17 protein-coding genes are annotated in these 17162 nt (G+C 69.9%); 11 read left to right on the top strand and 6 right to left on the bottom strand.

Annotated elements, in window-relative coordinates:
• The first annotated feature begins 75 nt into the window (after positions 1-75).
• The 6 genes from WG923_RS01360 to WG923_RS01385 all read left to right on the top strand — a co-directional run bounded on the left by WG923_RS01360 (position 76) and on the right by WG923_RS01385 (position 6285).
• Positions 76-1323, top strand: coding sequence for a c-type cytochrome (locus tag WG923_RS01360; protein ID WP_340349114.1), 1248 nt, complete (start codon positions 76-78; stop codon positions 1321-1323).
• 259 nt (positions 1324-1582) lie between these two features.
• Positions 1583-2398, top strand: a complete 816-nt coding sequence (locus WG923_RS01365; RefSeq protein ID WP_340349115.1) for an ABC transporter ATP-binding protein — start codon at positions 1583-1585, stop codon at positions 2396-2398.
• The gene (locus WG923_RS01370; RefSeq protein WP_340349116.1) at positions 2398-3114 is read left to right on the top strand and encodes an ABC transporter ATP-binding protein; all 717 of its coding nucleotides are present in this window, start codon (positions 2398-2400) and stop codon (positions 3112-3114) included. The genes WG923_RS01365 and WG923_RS01370 overlap by 1 nt, the downstream gene beginning before the upstream one ends.
• A gap of 3 nt (positions 3115-3117) precedes the next feature.
• On the top strand, positions 3118-3990 hold the full coding sequence (locus tag WG923_RS01375; RefSeq protein ID WP_340349117.1) for a branched-chain amino acid ABC transporter permease: 873 nt from the start codon (positions 3118-3120) through the stop codon (positions 3988-3990).
• A gap of 4 nt (positions 3991-3994) precedes the next feature.
• A complete protein-coding gene (locus tag WG923_RS01380; protein ID WP_445322881.1) occupies positions 3995-5065 on the top strand; it encodes a branched-chain amino acid ABC transporter permease in 1071 nt (356 codons plus the stop codon).
• An 11-nt stretch (positions 5066-5076) separates the two neighbouring features.
• A complete protein-coding gene (locus WG923_RS01385; protein WP_340349118.1) occupies positions 5077-6285 on the top strand; it encodes an ABC transporter substrate-binding protein in 1209 nt (402 codons plus the stop codon).
• A 160-nt stretch (positions 6286-6445) separates the two neighbouring features.
• Here the strand turns inward: WG923_RS01385 and phnE are convergent, their stop codons facing one another.
• The 5 genes from phnE to senA are packed head-to-tail and all read right to left on the bottom strand — an operon-like array spanning position 6446 to position 11105.
• Positions 6446-7282 (bottom strand): phosphonate ABC transporter, permease protein PhnE, encoded by an 837-nt coding sequence (gene phnE, locus WG923_RS01390; protein WP_340349329.1) that lies wholly within the window; start codon positions 7280-7282, stop codon positions 6446-6448.
• Positions 7283-7290: 8 nt separating this feature from the next.
• On the bottom strand, positions 7291-8127 hold the full coding sequence (locus WG923_RS01395; RefSeq protein ID WP_340349119.1) for a PhnE/PtxC family ABC transporter permease: 837 nt from the start codon (positions 8125-8127) through the stop codon (positions 7291-7293).
• A 4-nt stretch (positions 8128-8131) separates the two neighbouring features.
• Entirely contained in the window at positions 8132-8956 is an 825-nt protein-coding gene (locus WG923_RS01400; RefSeq protein WP_340349120.1) for a phosphonate ABC transporter ATP-binding protein, read from the bottom strand.
• Entirely contained in the window at positions 8957-9814 is an 858-nt protein-coding gene (locus WG923_RS01405; RefSeq protein WP_340349121.1) for a putative selenate ABC transporter substrate-binding protein, read from the bottom strand. It lies immediately after the preceding gene.
• A 28-nt stretch (positions 9815-9842) separates the two neighbouring features.
• Positions 9843-11105 (bottom strand): selenoneine synthase SenA, encoded by a 1263-nt coding sequence (gene senA, locus WG923_RS01410; protein WP_340349122.1) that lies wholly within the window; start codon positions 11103-11105, stop codon positions 9843-9845.
• Here senA and senB point away from each other — a divergent pair.
• Together senB and selD are read left to right on the top strand one after the other, a co-directional pair.
• On the top strand, positions 11090-12088 hold the full coding sequence (gene senB / locus WG923_RS01415) for a selenoneine biosynthesis selenosugar synthase SenB (protein ID WP_340349123.1): 999 nt from the start codon (positions 11090-11092) through the stop codon (positions 12086-12088). The two genes, senA and senB, sit on opposite strands and share 16 nt — an antisense overlap.
• The gene (gene selD, locus WG923_RS01420; protein WP_340349124.1) at positions 12085-13149 is read left to right on the top strand and encodes a selenide, water dikinase SelD; all 1065 of its coding nucleotides are present in this window, start codon (positions 12085-12087) and stop codon (positions 13147-13149) included. Before senB ends, selD begins: the two co-directional genes overlap by 4 nt.
• A 308-nt stretch (positions 13150-13457) precedes the next feature.
• On the opposite strand, the gene WG923_RS01425 is transcribed toward selD, so the two are convergent.
• On the bottom strand, positions 13458-14255 hold the full coding sequence (locus WG923_RS01425; RefSeq protein ID WP_340349125.1) for a crotonase/enoyl-CoA hydratase family protein: 798 nt from the start codon (positions 14253-14255) through the stop codon (positions 13458-13460).
• A 170-nt stretch (positions 14256-14425) separates the two neighbouring features.
• Between WG923_RS01425 and WG923_RS01430 the strand changes: the two genes are divergently transcribed.
• The 3 genes from WG923_RS01430 to WG923_RS01440 are packed head-to-tail and all read left to right on the top strand — an operon-like array spanning position 14426 to position 17156.
• Positions 14426-15199, top strand: a complete 774-nt coding sequence (locus WG923_RS01430) for an ABC transporter ATP-binding protein (RefSeq protein WP_340349126.1) — start codon at positions 14426-14428, stop codon at positions 15197-15199.
• Between the two features lies 1 nt (position 15200).
• On the top strand, positions 15201-15908 hold the full coding sequence (locus tag WG923_RS01435) for an ABC transporter ATP-binding protein (RefSeq protein ID WP_340349127.1): 708 nt from the start codon (positions 15201-15203) through the stop codon (positions 15906-15908).
• Between the two features lie 33 nt (positions 15909-15941).
• A complete protein-coding gene (locus WG923_RS01440; RefSeq protein WP_340349128.1) occupies positions 15942-17156 on the top strand; it encodes an ABC transporter substrate-binding protein in 1215 nt (404 codons plus the stop codon).
• Positions 17157-17162 lie beyond the last annotated feature (6 nt).

Consider the following 17162-nt stretch of genomic DNA (forward strand, 5'->3'; position numbering starts at 1 on the left):
GCCACTCGCGTCATCTAAGCCCCTGTCACCGCCGCTGTGGCGGTTGTAGGGAGCTCCCTGATGCACGCAAACCTGTTGTCCAGACTTCCCCGTCCCTCGCTGCTGGCGCTCGCCGGCACGGCCGCGCTCTCGCTCGCCAGTTGCGGTGGCGGCGGCGGCGATAACGGTTCGGCCCCCGACCCGACCCTGGTCGCGCAGGGGCAGGCGGTGTTCCGCTCGGAAACCTTCGGCGACGAGTCCTTCTTCACCGACGTCCTGCGGCTGAACGAGCCCGTCGAGCAGGCGGTCGATCCGACGACCGCGCTGGCCGTCGGGCTCAAGGTCGACGCCACTGCGCTGCCGGCCGCGGTGGTGCAAGGCATCCAGAACAAGACCATCTCCCTGACCGACCCGAAGACGACCGTGGCGCTGCTGAAGCTCAACGCCGTGATCGGCCTCAAGGGCGACGTGCAGACCATCAACGGCCAGGACCGCCTCGTGCGCCTGGGCGTCACCTGCGCCATCTGCCACTCCACGGTGGACGACAGCTTCGCCAAGGGCATCGGCAAGCGCCTCGACGGCTGGCCCAACCGCGACCTCAACGTCGGCGCGATCATCGCGCTATCGCCCTTGCTGCAGGCACCGGAGCTGGCGGCGGTGAAGGCCGCCTACCAGTCCTGGGGCCCGGGCATGTACGACGCGCGCTTCAACATCGTCGATGGCGGCACGCCGCTGCACGGCGACGGCATCAGCAAGCCGAGCGTGATCCCGCCGGCCTACGGCCTGCAAGGCCTGAACAAGACCACCTTCACCGGCGACGGCAACGACATCGCCTACTGGAACCGCTACGTGGCGGTCACCCAGTTCGGCGGCCACGGCAACTTCACCGAGCCGCGCCTGAACCTGAACATCACCAACGGCACCGACGACCTGGTGAGCGCCAAGCTGCCCGCGCTGCAGGCCTACCAGCTCTCGCTGCTGCCGCCGGCGCCGCCCGCCAATTCCTTCGACGGCCTCGCGGCGGTGCGCGGTTTCGCGCTGTTCAACGGCAAGGCGCGCTGCTCCACCTGCCACAGCGGTCCCAGCTTCACCGACGCCAACGAGCGGCTGCACCCGCAGTCCGACTCCATGGCCCTGGAAACGGCTCCCACGCATGCGGACCGCTCCGCGACCAAGCAGTACCGCACGACCCCGCTGCGCGGCGTGTGGCAGCACGCGCCGTACTTCCACGACGGCTCGGCGAAGACGCTGGCCGACGTGGTCACGCGCTACAACGACCGGATGACGCTGAGCCTGAGCGCATCGGAACAGGCCGACCTGGTCCAGTACCTGAAGTCGCTCTGAGCTAGAAGGCAGGGAAGGCGGACAGCCGGACGCAGAGGACGCGAAGGGTACGCAGAGGACGCAAAAGGACATCCAGCAGAAGAATGTCTTTTTCGCGTCCTCTGCGTCCCCTTTGCGTTCTCTGCGTCCGGTAGTTCCTTCACTGCGGCGCACACCAACGCCCTGCCCCCCACGCGACACCCTGCGGGAAAACACCATTCGATACGGCGGGTTTGCGTGAAAGCATGCAGGCCTCTTCCGCCCGGCCGAGGTCCCGCCCTTGCAGGTTCGCCAGGAAACGCACACAGTCCAGTCCCCGGCAGCCACGGCCGGTCCGCTGCTCGCGGTGCGCGACCTGTGCGTGCGCTTTCGCGGCATCACTGCGCTCGACCACGTTTCCTTCGACGTCGCGCGCGGGCAGGTCACGGGCCTGATCGGTCCCAACGGCGCCGGCAAGACCACCCTCTTCAACTGCCTGTCGCGCCTGTACGAATACCGCGAAGGCTCCATCACCTTCGACGGCCGGCCGCTGGAGACGATGGCGCGGCACCGCGTGGCGGCGCTGGGCATCGGCCGCACGTTCCAGAACCTGGCCCTGTTCGCCAGCATGACGGTGCTCGACAACATCAAGGTCGGCCTGCACGCGCGCACGAAGAAGGGTTTCCTCGCGCATGCGCTGCGACTGCCGGGCGTGGCGGCGGAGGAGGATGCATGCACCCGCCGGGCCACCGAGCTGGTGCGCTTCCTCGGCCTGGAGGCCGTGGCGCAGCAGCGCGTGGCGGAACTCCCCTTCGGCACGCGCAAGCGCGTGGAGCTCGGGCGCGCGCTGGCGAGCCAGCCCACCCTGCTGCTGCTGGACGAGCCGGCCGCCGGCCTGAACCACGAGGAGGTGGGCGCGCTCGGCAGCCTGATCCGTGCCATCCGCGACCAGTTCCAGCTCACCGTGCTGCTGGTGGAGCACCACATGGGCCTGGTGATGAGCGTGTCCGACCACGTGGTGGCGCTGAGCTTCGGCCGCAAGATAGCCGAGGGAACGCCCGCGCAGGTGCAGCGCAACGCCGACCTGATCCAGGCCTACCTGGGAGCGGAGGCCTGATGGCCGCCCCGCTGCTGCAGGTGCGCGGACTGCACGCGGGCTACGGCCCCACGCAGGTGCTGCACGGGCTGGACTTCGAGATCGAGGAGGGCAGCATCACCGCCCTGCTGGGCGCCAACGGCGCGGGCAAGACGACCACGCTGCGCGCCATCTGCGGCATGGTCCGCACCAGCGGGGAGGTGCGCTTCGCCGGCGAGCGCATCGACGGCCGCGCCACCGAGGACATCGTGCGCCTAGGCGTCGCCCACGTGCCCGACGGCCGCGGCACCTTCACCGACCTCAGCACCGAGGAGAACCTGCGCCTGGGCGCCTATGCCCGGCGCGAGCGCGGCGGCCTCGAGCAGGACTTCGAGCGCATGTACCAGCTGTTCCCCATCCTGGCCGAGCGGCGCCACCAGCAGGCCGGCACGCTCTCGGGCGGGCAGCAGCAGATGCTGGCGGTGGCGCGCGCGCTGATGCTGCGCCCGCGCCTGCTGCTGCTGGACGAGCCTTCGTTCGGCCTCGCGCCGCTGGTGGTCAAGGAGATCTTCGCGGTGATGAAGGAGATCAACGCAGCGCAGAAGGTGACGATCCTGCTGGTGGAGCAGAACGCCGCGATGGCGCTGCGCCTGGCGGACCACGCCCACCTGCTGGAGACCGGCCGCCTGGTGCGCTCCGGCAGCGGCACCGACCTGATGAACGACGACGCGGTGCGCCGCGCGTATCTGGGCTACTGAAGCATGGACGCCTTCCTGCACCAGGTCTTCGCGGGGCTCGCCACCGGCGGCATCTATGCCAGCCTGGCGCTGGCGCTCGTGATGATCCACAACGCCACGCGCCTCGTGAACTTCGCGCAGGGCGAGATGGCGATGTTCTCCACCTACCTGTGCTGGACGATGCTGCAGGCGGGCTGGCCGTACTGGGTCGCCTTCGTCGCGACCGTGGTGCTCGCCTTCGTGCTGGGCGTGGCGATCGAGCGCATCCTGATCCGCCCGGTGGAGCGCGCGCCGGTGCTGACGGTCGTCGTCGTGTTCATCGCGCTGCTGCTGATCCTCAACAGCCTCGCAGGCTGGATCTTCACGTACACCATCAAGTCCTTCCCCAGCCCGTTCCCGAGCACGGCGCCCTTCGGCCTGACCATCGTCTCGGCCCACGAGCTGGGCGCGATCGGGGTCACGCTGGTCGTGCTGCTGCTGGTGTACCTGTTCTTCCGCTTCACGCCGCTGGGCCTGGCGATGCGCGCGGCGGCGCAGAACCCCGAGTCGAGCCGGCTGGTGGGCATCCGCGTCGGCTGGATGCTGGCGCTCGGCTGGGGGCTGGCCGCGGCGATCGGCGCGACGGCCGGCATGATGGTGGCCCCCATCGTGTTCCTGGATCCGAACATGATGACGGGCGTGATCCTCTATGCCTTCGCCGCCGCGCTGATGGGGGGCATCGACAGCCCCGGCGGCGCGGTGGTGGGCGGCTTCATCGTCGGCGTGCTGGAGAACCTGGTGGGCGCCTACCTGATCGGGACCGAGCTGAAGCTCACGGTGGCGCTGGTGCTGATCGTGGGCGTGCTGGTGGTCAAGCCCGCGGGCCTGTTCGGCCGCGTGATCGTGCAGCGGGTCTGAACGCATGGACGCGGTCACCACTCCGGAACTCGCTCCCCTCGCGCCGGCGCAGGCGTCGGGGGGCGTGCGCGGCTGGTCCCTGCGCTGGACGGTCATGGCCGTCGTGCTGGTGCTGCTGGCCGCAGCCCTGCCCTTCGTGGTGAGCAACTACCGCGTGTTCCAGCTCACGATGGTGCTGATCTACGCGATCGCGCTGCTCGGGCTGAACATCCTCACAGGCTACAACGGCCAGATCTCGCTGGGGCACGGCGCCTTCTACGCGATCGGCGCCTACGTGACCGCCATCCTGATGGACCAGTACAACGTGCCCTACTGGCTGTGCATCCCCGCCGCGGGCGCGGTGTGCCTGCTGGCGGGCTTCCTGTTCGGGCTGCCGGCGCTGCGGCTCGAAGGCGTGTACCTCGCGCTGGCCACCTTCGCGCTGGGCGTGGCGCTGCCGCAGTTGCTGAAGTACAAGCACCTGGAGGCCTGGACGGGCGGCGTGCAGGGCATCTCGCTGATCAAGCCCGATCCGCCGTTCGCTTCCCTCCTGGGCCTGAAGCTCAATGCCGACCGCTGGCTGTACCTGTTCACCCTCGCGGTGACGGTGATCATGTTCGTGCTCGCGTGGAACCTGCTGCGCGGACGCGTCGGCCGGGCGCTGATCGCGATCCGCGACCACCCCATCGCGGCCTCGACGATGGGCATCGACAGCGCCCTGTACAAGTCGCTCGCCTTCGGCGTCAGCGCGATGTTCACCGGCGTCGCCGGTGCCCTGGGTGCCATCGCGGTGGCCTTCGTCGCGCCCGACAGCTTCACCATCTTCCTGTCGATCTCCTTCGTGGTCGGCATGGTGGTGGGCGGGCTGGCCTCGATCACCGGCGCGATCTGGGGTGCCCTGTTCATCCAGTTCGTCCCGAACGTCGCCGACCAGATCTCCAAGGCAGCGCCGTGGGCGATCTACGGCGCGCTGATGATCGCGTTCATGTACGTGATGCCCACCGGCATCGCGGGCGCAATGCGCCTGGCCTCGCAGCGCTTGCAGCGCCGCGCGGTGCGGGCCTCCACGGCGGCCTCGCAGCCGCGTTCTCCCTGAAAGGACCTGTCATGGGCATCCAAAGACGCACCGTTCTGGCCGGGGGCCTCGCGCTCGCGGCACTTCCCGCCGCCGGCCAGCAAAAGCAGTACGGTCCCGGCGCCAGCGACACCGAGATCAAGATCGGCAACACCATTCCGTACAGCGGCCCGGCCTCGGCCTACGGCACCATCGGCAAGGTGGAAGCGGCCTTCTACAAGGTGCTCAACGAACAGGGCGGCATCGGCGGGCGCAAGATCAACTTCATCAGCCTCGACGACGGCTACAGCCCGCCGAAGGCGGTGGAGATGATCCGCCGGCTGGTGGAGCAGGACGAGGTGCTGTTCACGGTGAGCACGCTGGGCACGCCCTCGAACTCGGCGATCCACAAGTACATGAACCAGAAGAAGGTGCCGCATCTCTTCCTGGCCACCGGTGCGTCGAAGTGGAACGACCCGAAGAACTTCCCGTGGACCCTGGGCTTCAACCCGAACTACGAGAGCGAGGGGCGCCTCTACGCGCAGGACATCCTGCGCACGAAGCCCAACGCGAAGGTCGCGATCCTCTACCAGAACGACGACTACGGCAAGGACTACCTCAAGGGCTTCATGGAAGGCCTGGGCGAGAAGGGCAAGGGGCTGGTCGTCAAGACCGTGACCTACGAGGTGACGGATCCCACGGTGGACTCGCAGATCGTGACGCTGCAGTCCTCGGGCGCCGACACCTTCTTCAACATCACGACGCCCAAGTTCGCCGCGCAGGCGATCCGCAAGGTGGCCGACATCGGCTGGAAGCCGGTGCACTACCTGAACCAGGTGTCGTCCAGCGTCGGCTCGGTGCTCAAGCCCGCCGGCCTCGACAAGTCCGTCGGGCTGGTTTCCATGCAGTACATCAAGGACCCGACCGACCCGAAGTGGGCCAGCGACAAGGCCATGCAGGAGTACTTCGCCTTCATGAAGAAGAACCTGCCGGAGCTGGACCCCATGGACGGCAACTGCACCTACGCCATGGCCGTCGCGCAGCTCACCGTGCAGCTGTTGAAGCAGTGCGGCAACAACCTCACGCGCGAGAACGTCATGAAGCAGGCCGCCAGCATCAAGGGCTTCCAGATCCCGATGGCGCTGCCGGGCGTGCTGGCCGACACGGCGCCGAACGACTTCGCGCTGTTCCAGACCATGCAGCTGGTGAAGTTCGACGGCAAGACCTGGCAGGGCTTCGGGGAGCCGGTGGCGGTGCGGTGAGAGAGGACTGAAAGCGGACTGAAAGCGGACAGCCGGACGCAGAGGACGCGAAGGGTACGCAGAGGACGCAAAAAAGACAAAGAAAACTTTAGAAGGTTTTCTTTTGCGTCCTCTGCGTACCCTTTGCGCCCTCTGCGTCCGGCTGTCCGTATCCCTGCCCTTAACGCGACATCGCCCGCCGCGCGGCATAGCTCGCGATGTCGACGATCGCCACCAGCACGATCATCGCGGCGAGCACCGAGCCGGTCTCCGCCATCTGGAACAGGCCCAGGTGGAAGGCCAGCATCTGCCCGAGGCCGCCGGCGCCGACCACGCCCAGGATGGCGGCGGCACGGATGTTGTTCTCCCAGCGGTACAGCGTATAGCTCAGGAGCTGCGGCAGCACCTGCGGCAGCGTCGCATAGAGCAGCACGCGCCCCTCCGGCACGCCGCGCACGCGCAGCGCGAAAGCCGGCCCGGGCGCGGCGTTCTCGATGCTCTCGGCGAACAGGCGCCCCAGCACGCCGGTGGTGTGGACGGCCAATGCCAGCGTGCCGGCGAAGGGGCCGAGGCCGGCGGCGATCAGCAGCAGCACCGCCCACATCAGCTCGGGCACGCTGCGCAGCACGTTGAGCAGCAGCCGCGCCGGGGCGCGCCAGCGCGCGCGATCGTCCGCATGCAGCTTGCTGGCGGGCAGCGCGAGCAGCAGGCCGGCGACGGCGGCGAGCAGCGTGCCGAGCATGGACATGGCCAGCGTCTCCGCCGCCGCCGGCAGCAGCTTCGCCAGGAAGGCCGATCGCACATTGGGCGACAGCAGTTCGGCCCCGAAGCGGCCCATGCGCGCCAGGGCATCGGCCGACAGGAAGCGCGCCCACTGCAGGTCCAGCGACCAGAAGCTCGCGACGACCAGCGCCAGCGCCGCGGCCACGAACCAGCAGGCGCGGCAGCGCGCGTCGAACAGCTTCGGCGGCAGCCGGTACACCTCGTTGGCGGCGGGCTGCGGCGGGATGCGGGCCATCGGCTTGCTCATGCCAGCACGCGGCGCAGCCAGGCGCTCAGGCGGTCCGCGCCGGCCACCAGCAGCACGAACACCACCAGCATGGTGGCGACCTCGCCGCCGTTGAACATCTTCATCGAGGAATCCATCTGCTGCCCGAGGCCGCCGGCGCCGACGAAGCCCAGCACCGCGGACGAGCGGATCGCGCATTCCCACCGGTACACCGTGTAGCTGGTCAGCTCCGCCGCGTTCTCCGGCAGCAGGCCGTAGAAGAAGGCCTGCAGGCGGCCGGCGCCGTTGCGCAGCAGCGAAGTGGTGGCATGCGCATCGCCGCTTTCCAGGATCTCGCCGTAGACCTTGCCCAGCATGCCGCCGTAGGTGAGGCCGATGGCCAGCACGCCCGCCGTGGGCCCGAGGCCGACCACGCGCACGAACACCAGCGCCCAGATCAGCTCCGGCACGCTGCGCAGCACCACCATCAGGCCGCGCAGGGCGAAGCGCACGCCGGCCGGCAGCGGCGCCATGCGGCCCGCCAGCCCCGAGACCGACAGCGCGCGCACGGACAGCAGCGTGAGCGGCAGGGCCAGCAGCAGCGCCAGCGTGAGGCCCGCCGTCGCGATCGCCACCGTGCGCCAGGTCTCGCGCGCGACCAGCAGCAGGAATTCGGCGTCGAGCCGCGGCGGCACGAAGCCGGCCAGGAAGTGCAGCGTGGGCCGGAGGCTGTCCGGATCCAGCAGCTGCCAGGGCTTGAACTCGGTCCACACCACGAGCGGCCACAGCAGCACCAGGCCGGCGAGCGCCCACGCCAGGCGGGCGATCCAGGCCGGATCGCGCTCCTGCGGCGGGCGCGCAAGGACGGCAGCCATCGCGTCAGCGGCAGTTCATGGGCACGGCGCGCGGCTGCGGCTCGTCCAGCGGCAGCGCGGGCGCGGGCCCGGGCTGCGCCTCCTGCGCGTAGAGGTCCTGCAGCAGGTCCGGCGTGATGCGCCAGGCCGGCAGGTCGAACACCAGCTGCCCCTCGCGCAGGCCCACGATGCGCGGGAAATGCTGCACGGCCATCGGCACGTCGTGCAGCGTGGCGACGACCGTGGCGCCGCTCTCGCGTCCCGCGGCGGTGAGGGTGGCGACGGCCTGCGCGGCGCGCGCGGGGTCGAGCGCGGACAGCGGCTCGTCGACCAGCAACAGGCGCGAGCGCGACAGCAAGGCGCGCGCGAGGCCGACGCGCTGGCGCTCGCCGCCCGAGAGGCGGTCGACGCGCGCGAACAGCTTGTCCGAGAGATCGAAGCGCGCCAGCGCGGCATCGGCCTGCGCGATGCCGGTCGGGTACACCAGGCTGCGCAGGCTCGACCACAGGCCTTGCTGCGGCAGGCGGCCGGCCAGCACCGAGGTCACCACGCGCTGCCGCGGCGGCAGCGGCGGCACCTGCGGCGCCAGGAACAGCGTGCCGCGCAACTGCTGCAGGCGGCGCGTGGGCAACTGCCACGGGTTCTGGCCATCGAGCAGCAGGGTGCCGGCGTCGGGCTTGAGCGCGCACGCCAGCAGCTGCAGCAGCGTGGTCTTGCCCGCGCCGGAAGGGCCGATCACGGCAAGCTGCTCCCCCGCCTCGACTTCGAGGCTCAGGCGCTTGAGCGCGGGGCAGGCCCCCGGGCTCGCGGCCGGGTGCCGCCCGGAGAGGGCGTGCAGGCTGAGCTTCATCTACTTCAGGAGGCCCGCGTTGCGCGCCGCGCCCTCGATGCCCTTGTAGTTGTCGGCCTTGGTGGGCAGGAAGCGCGTGGCGCGCTGCAGGCCGAGGATTTCCTTGCCCTCCGGCGTCCCGGGCGACAGTTCGAGGAAGGCGCGCGCCAGCTTCTCGCGCGTGGCGGCGGGCATGTCGGCGTGCACGCTCCAGTTGTAGTCGAAGTAGGTCGGCGTGGTGTAGAACACGCGCACCTTGGCGGGATCGACCTTCTTGTCGGCGACCAGCTTCTCCCACACGGAGATGTTGAGCGCACCGGCGTCCACCTTGCCCGAGGCGACCGCCGCCACGGTGGCGTCGTGGGCGCCGGAATACGCGACCCGCTTGAGGTCGCGGTCGGGGTCGATGCCCGCGGACAGCAGGAAGCTGCGGGGCATCAGGTGGCCGGAGGTGCTCGATTGCGAGCCGAAGCTGAAGTTGTGCCCCTTGAGGTCCGCCAGCGAGCGGATCGCCGGGTTGGTGGTGATGAAGACGGAGCGGAACTTCTCGTCCTCCTCGCGCTGCACCAGCGGCACGATCTTGCCGCCCGAGCGCTGGCTGGCCTGCACGAAGGTGAAGCCGCCGAACCACGCCAGGTCCACCTGCTTGTTCACCAGCGCCTCGACGGCGGCCGCGTAGTCGGTGACCGGTGTGAATTCAACCTTGGTGCCGAGCTTCTTTTCCAGGTACTTCGCCAGCGGCTCGGCCTTGCGCGCCAGCTCGGTCGGCGATTCGTCGGGGATCGCGGTGATGCGGAACACCTGCTGCGCCTGCGCCGCGAAGGCGGCGGCAAGCAGCAGCGCGGCGGCGACGAAGCGGCTGAAGGTCTTGTTCTTCATGGTGGGGTCCTGGTGGAGGAACCGGCGATTAGACCGCAGATCGCAAGGGCGAGTCCTGCGTGCGGGCACTGCGGAATCCCGCGAAGATGTCGCGCCGGTGCGGCTCGTAGAAGTTGCGGTAGCGCGCGTGGACCAAGGCGGCCGCCGTGGCGCTGGAGGCGCCCCGCAGCACCCGCCGGGTGCCGAACCACGGCTGCGAATAGTCCCGGTAGGGATGCGGGGTGAACCCCGGATAGGGCTCGAAGGGGCTGGCCGTCCACTCCCACGCCTGGCCCCAGCGAAAGCGCGGCTGGGTGAGCGCCGCGCACTCCCACTCGGCTTCCGTGGGCAGGCGGCGGCCGGCCCAGCGGCACCAGGCATCGGCTTCGTGGGCACTCACGTGCAGCGCCACCTCCTGCGGGAGCACCGGGTGCCACCCCCCGTGGCGCATCTGCTCCCAGCCGCCGGCACCGCGGCGCAGGCCGGCGGGACGGCGCTGGCGCAGCGTGGCGAGCCAGGCCCAGCCCTGAGGCGTCCACCATTGCCCGTTGTCGTAGCCGCCCGCCTCCAGGAAGGGCAGGAAGGCGCCCCAGGTCACCGGGGCCGCATCGATCGCGTAGCGCGCGAGCTCCACCTCGTGGGCCGGCAGTTCGTTGTCGAAGGCGAAGCCCGCGCAGCTCGTGCCCAGGCCGAAACGCAAGGGGCCGACGGTCAGCTGCGCCCCTTCCTGCACCTGCGCCGGCTCCACGCTCTCGCGCAGCGGTATGCCCAGGCCCTCGGCCATGTACACCGCGGCCTCGGCGTGCATCTGTTCGTGCGCCGCGGCCAGGCGGAAGAAGTACAGGGCCTGGTCGTCGGGCGAGTCCAGCGCATCGAGCAGGTGCAGCGTGCGCTCCAGCGTCTGCGCCAGGTAGGCCCGCGTGCCCCCGGCATCGGGGAGCGGCAGTTCCCAGCGGCTGCGGTGCGCCACCCGGCTGGAGTCGTACCGGTCGTCCGCATCGGGCAGGATCGACGGCGGCCGGGCCACGCCCGGATCGGCGCGGACGCCCAGGTGGCGCTGGGGGTTGCGCGCCAGCCACCACTCCTGGAACCAGCCGACGTGCCCCAGTTCCCACAGCGGCGGATTCAGTTCGGCGGCATAGGGCACATGCGGCGCGGGCCCGAGGGCTTCGAGGTAGTCCTGCGCCAGCCCCAGGGTGCGCTCGCGCGCGGCGAGGAGCGCGGAACGCACGGCCGCCGGGGGGCCTTGCCGCAAGGCCAGCGCCTCGGTGGCCGCGGCCACGCTATAACCCTCGGATGTCCCGGTCCTCATCGGTCGTCATCGTAAGCCCCGCCCTCGCCGACGCCAACAACGGCAACTGGCGCACGGCGCGGCGCTGGCAGGAACTGCTGGCCGGCACGCATCCGGTGCGCATCACCAAGGCCTGGCCGGACGCGGAGGCCGCGTCGGACGATCTCATGCTGGCCCTGCACGCCCGCCGCTCCGCTGGCCCCATCGCGGCCTGGGCGCAAGCCCACCCCGGCCAGGGGCTCGCGGTGATCCTGACCGGCACCGACCTCTACCAGGACATCCTGGCCGACGCCGCGGCCCGGCATTCGCTCGAGCTCGCGCAGCGCCTGGTCGTGCTGCAGGAATGCGGGCCCGAGGCCTTGCCGGCCTGGCTGCGCGGCAAGACGCGCGTGATCTACCAGTCCAGCCCCGCCCTGCCCCCGCTGCCCAAGGACGGCGGCGAGCTCACCGCCGTCGCGGTGGGCCACCTGCGCCAGGTGAAATCGCCGCAGACGCTGTTCGCCGTTGCGCGGCTGCTGTGCCGGCGCGGCGACATCCGCATCCGCCACATCGGCGATGCCACGGCAGAACCTGTCCTCGGCGACGAGGCACGGGCCGCCCAACGCGACTGCCCGAACTACGAATGGCTGGGCGGGCTGCCGCATGCGCAGGCCCTGGAGGAGATCCGCCGCGCGCACGTGCTGGTGCATCCGAGCGCGCTGGAGGGCGGCGCGCACGTGATCCTGGAAGCGGTGCGCTGCGGCACCCCGGTGCTGGCCAGCCGCGTGCCGGGCAACGTCGGCATGCTGGGGCGCGACTACGAGGGCTACTTCCCGCACGGGGATGCCGGCATGCTGGCGCAACTGCTGCAGGCCTGCCGGGCCGGGCAGCAGGCCGAAAACCCCGCGGCGCACCTGCTCGGACGGCTGGCCGCACAATGCGCCCTGCGCGCGCCGCTGTTCGATGCGGCCGCGGAGCGCAGCGCGCTCCTGAACCTCCTGGAAGAACTGGAATCCGTCCCATGAACGCACCCCTGCCGACCGTCGAACCGCGCCTGACCTCCCTGTCGCACGGGGGCGGCTGCGGCTGCAAGATCGCGCCCGGCGTGCTTTCCGAGATCCTCAAGGGCACGGCGCGCCTGCCGGTGCCGCCCGAGCTGCTGGTGGGCATCGAAACCGCCGACGACGCGGCCGTCTACAAGCTCAACGAGGAACAGGCGCTGATCGCGACGACGGACTTCTTCATGCCGATCGTCGACGACCCGTACGACTTCGGCCGCATCGCGGCCACCAACGCCATCTCCGACGTGTACGCCATGGGCGGCAAGCCGATCATGGCGCTGGCGCTGGTGGGCATGCCGATCAGCGTGCTGTCCACCGCCACCATCGCCCGCATCCTCGAAGGCGGCGAATCGGTCTGCAAGGCGGCCGGCATCCCGATCGCGGGCGGCCACACGATCGATTCGGTCGAGCCGATCTACGGGCTGGTCGCGCTGGGGCTGGTGCATCCGAAGCGCGTGAAGCGCAATGCCGACGCGCGCGCTGGCGACGTCCTCGTGCTGGGCAAGCCGCTGGGCGTGGGCGTGCTGTCGGCCGCGCTGAAGAAGGAGCAGCTCGATGCCGCCGGCTACGAGCGGATGATCGCCACGACCACGCGCCTGAACACCCCCGGCCCCGAGCTGGCGGCCATCGACGGCGTGCATGCGCTGACCGACGTCACCGGCTTCGGCCTGGCGGGCCATGGCCTCGAGCTGGCGCGCGGCGCCAAGCTCTCGATCGAGATCGAGTGGAACAAGGTGCCGCTGCTGCAGGGCGTGCGCGAGCTGGCGCAGGCCGGCTTCGTCACCGGGGCCTCCGGGCGGAACTGGGCGGGCTATGGCGCCGACGTCGCGCTGCCGGCCGGCTTCGCCGAGGCGGACCACGCGCTGCTGACCGATCCGCAGACGAGCGGCGGGCTGCTGGTGTCGTGCACGCCGCAGAGCGTGGAGCAGGTGCTGGCGGTCTTCCGCCAGCATGGGTTCGGGCAGGCGGCGGTGATCGGGCAGGCCAGGGCGGCTAGCGCGGGGGCGCGGCTGGTCGTGCGCTGATGTGAGACTCCGTCGTCCCCGCGCAGGCGGGGACCCAGGGAAGCGCCGCATTGCGGCGCTTTTCCATTGTTCTTCGCCGCTTTGCGGGAAGACCAAAGGAAAGGCGGCCAACGGCCACCATTGCCAAGTCGAGGTCGTCGAGATGGTTGATCGGCCCCGGCGGACCGCTCCGGGGCCGTGTTCGGTGGACGTTCGCGCCGCTCGGGCCGGACCAGTCCGTGGCTGTCCGTCTCAGGCGGACGGTCACGTCCTGGTCCGGGTCGGAGGCATCCGATGGGGCGGGACCGACGCAGGGGCCGGCGCGCTGCTCAACGAAACACCGGCACCCTTGCCTCCACCTGCGCCTGCACCGCCTCCCTCTGGTTCGCGCTGCCGATCAGCCGCTGCTGTTCGAACGCTTCTGAAACCAGCACCCGCGCCGCGTCGACTGGCGTCGCGGTGTTCAACAAGCGCTTGGCCGCCCGGATCGCATCGGGATTGCTGTTGGCGATCTGCCGCGCCATCGCGCGAGCATCCGCCAGCGGATCGTCGCTCACGCGCGTGGCGAGGCCGAGCGTCACGGCCTCGGTGCCGGACACCACGCGCCCCGTGAACGTCAAATCGCGCGCCACGTCGGCGCGGCACAGCTGCGTGAGCAGCACGCAGCCGGCCATGTCCGGCACCAGGCCCCACTTCACCTCCATCACGGAGAGCTGCGCGTGCGCATGCACGAGGCGGACATCGGCACCGAGGGCGATCTGCAGGCCGCCGCCGAAGGCCACGCCGTGCACCGCCGCGATCACCGGCACGGGCAGCTCGCGCCAGCCCCAGGCGACCTGCTGCCAGAAGTTGGCCAGGCCGTGCGTGCGCGGCACCAGGTCGCCGATGCCCGCCGCGGCCGTCGCGATGCCTTGCAGGCTCGCCTTGTCCAGCCCGGCGCAGAACGCGCGGCCCTCGCCGTGCAGCACCACCGCGCGAACTTTCGGCTCCGTGCGCAGGCGCGCGATGGCGTCGATCAGGGCCTGGAACATGGCCGTGTCCAGCGCATTCATCTTGTCGACGCGCACCAGCGCCACGTCGGCCACGCCCTCGCCGTCGATCTCCACCCGCACGCGTTCGTCGCCCATGGGACTCTCCTGTCTGTTGCGCCAGATTGTCGCCTGCCGCGTCGTCGAGTCAGCGTCCTGCAAGGCTCACGGCCGCGCACGCGGAACTACCTAGGGTTGGACCCTCTTCCCGCGGTGCAGCACGATGAGCACCATACGCGCGGCCACGTTCACGTCCTGGAGGAGATTGCTTGTCCGCTGAAACGATCCTGGAAACCCAGGGCCTCACCAAGGAGTTCAAGGGCTTCGTCGCCGTGAACAACGTGGACCTGACCGTCAGGCGCGGCGACATCCATGCCCTGATCGGCCCGAACGGCGCGGGCAAGACGACCTTCTTCAACCTGCTGACCAAGTTCCTCGCGCCCACGCGCGGCACCATCCGCTACCTGGGCACCGACATCACGCACGAGCGGCCGGCGCAGACGGCGCGCCGCGGCATCGTGCGCTCGTTCCAGATCTCCGCCGTGTTCCCGCACCTCACGGCCATGGAGAACGTGCGCGCCGCGCTGCAGCGCAACCTGGGCACGTCCTTCCACTTCTGGAAGCCGGAACGCTCGCTCCACGGCCTGCATGGCCGCGCGCTGGAACTGCTGGCGACGGTGGACCTGCAGGACTTCGCCGACGAGCTGACGGTGAACCTGCCCTATGGCCGCAAGCGCGCGCTCGAGCTCGCGACGACCATGGCGCTCGAGCCCGAGCTGATGCTGCTGGACGAACCCACGCAGGGCATGGGCCACGAGGACGTGTCGCGCGTGACGGACCTGATCAAGAAGGTGTCGGCCGGCCGCACGATCCTGATGGTCGAACACAACATGAACGTGGTGTCGAAGATCGCCGACCGCATCACGGTGCTGCAGCGCGGCGCCGTGATCGCCGACGGTCCCTACGCCGAGGTGTCGCGCAACCCGCAGGTGATCGAGGCCTACATGGGCTCGACCGAAGCCGAACTGCAGGGAGCCCATTGACATGGCAGGCAACGAGCTGGTCCGCATCGACGACCTGCACGCCTGGTACGGCGAATCGCACGTGCTGCACGGCGTGAGCATGAGCGTCAACGAGGGCGAGGTGGTCTCGCTGCTGGGGCGCAACGGCGCCGGCCGCACCACCACGCTGCGCGCGATCATGGGACTCACCGGCACGCGCAAGGGCTCCATCCGCATCCGCGGCACCGAGACGATCAAGCTGCCGCCGCACCGCATCGCGCGGCTGGGCGTGGGCTACTGCCCCGAGGAGCGCGGCATCTTCTCCAGCCTGTCGGCCGAGGAGAACCTGCTGCTGCCGCCGGACATCGCGCAGGGCGGCATGACGGTCGCCGAGATCTACGACATGTTCCCGAACCTGAAGGAGCGCGCGACGAGCCCCGGCACGCGCCTGTCGGGCGGCGAGCAGCAGATGCTGGCCGTGGCGCGCATCCTGCGCACCGGCGCGCGCCTGCTGCTGCTCGACGAGATCTCCGAAGGCCTCGCGCCGGTGATCGTGCAGAAGCTCGCCGAGACCATCCGCACGCTCAAGGCCAAGGGCTACACCATCGTGCTGGTGGAACAGAATTTCCGCTTCGCCGCGCCGCTGGCGGACCGGTTCTACGTGATGGAGCATGGGCGCATGGTGCGCGAGTTCCGTCAGGACGAGCTCGCGGCCAATACCGCGATGCTCAACGAATACCTCGGTGTCTGACGACGCCAGGCGCTTTTGACCAAAGGAGAAGTCATGAGAGTGAAGAAGACGTTTGGGGCCGTGGCGTTGGGCGCGGCCGCCCTGTTCGGCGCGGCGGCCCCCGCGCAGGCCCAGATCTCCGGCGACGTGATCCGCATCGGCGTGATCACCGACATGTCCAGCGTGTACGCGGACATCGGCGGCCAGGGCACGGTGGAAGCGGTCCGCATGGCCATCGCCGACATGGGAGGCGCCATCGGCGGCAAGAAGATCGAGGTGATCTCCGCCGACCACCAGAACAAGCCCGACGTCGCCGCGACGAAGGCCCGCGAGTGGTTCGACACCCAGGGCGTCGACATGCTGATCGGCGGCACCAACTCCGGCACCAACCTGGCCATGGCCAAGGTGGCGCAGGAGAAGAAGAAGCCCTTCATCTCCGTGGGCGCCGCGACCTCCGCGCTGACCAACGAGCAGTGCTCGCCCTACACGCTGCACTGGGCCTACGACACCACCGCGCTCGCCAAGGGCACGGGCGGTGCGGTGGTCAAGCAGGGCGGCAAGACCTGGTACTTCCTGACCGCCGACTACGCCTTCGGCCACCAGCTGCAGGCCGACACCACCCGGGTGGTCGAAGCCAACGGCGGCAAGGTGGTGGGCTCCGTGAGGGCGCCGCTGAACGCCAGCGACTTCTCCTCCTTCCTGCTGCAGGCGCAGGGCAGCAAGGCCCAGATCCTGGGCCTGGCCAACGCGGGCGGCGACACGATCAACTCGATCAAGGCCGCCAACGAGTTCGGCATCACCAAGACGATGAAGCTGGCGGGCCTGCTGGTGTTCATCAACGACATCCACTCGCTGGGCCTGGCCACCACGCAGGGCATGTACCTGACGGACTCCTGGTACTGGAACCAGAGCCAGGAAACCCGCGCCTGGGCGCGCAAGTTCTTCGACAAGATGAAGCGCATGCCGTCGTCCGTGCAGGCCGGCGACTACTCGGCCGCCCTGGAATACCTGAACGCGGTGAAGGCCGTGAACAGCGACGACACCGAGAAGGTGCTGGGCCACATGAAGAAGGCGAAGTTCAACAACGTCTTCATGAAGAACGGCTGGGTGCGTGGCGACGGCCGCGTGATCCACGACATGTACCTGATGCAGGTGAAGACCCCCAAGGAATCCACCGAGCCGTGGGACTACTACAAGGTCGTGCAGGTGTTCAAGGGCGAGGAAGCCTGGACCACCAAGGCCGAGAGCAAGTGCGCGATGTGGAAGTGACCCCTG

Source organism: Ramlibacter sp. AN1133 (assembly GCF_037890035.1).
Lineage (GTDB): Bacteria > Pseudomonadota > Gammaproteobacteria > Burkholderiales > Burkholderiaceae_C > Ramlibacter.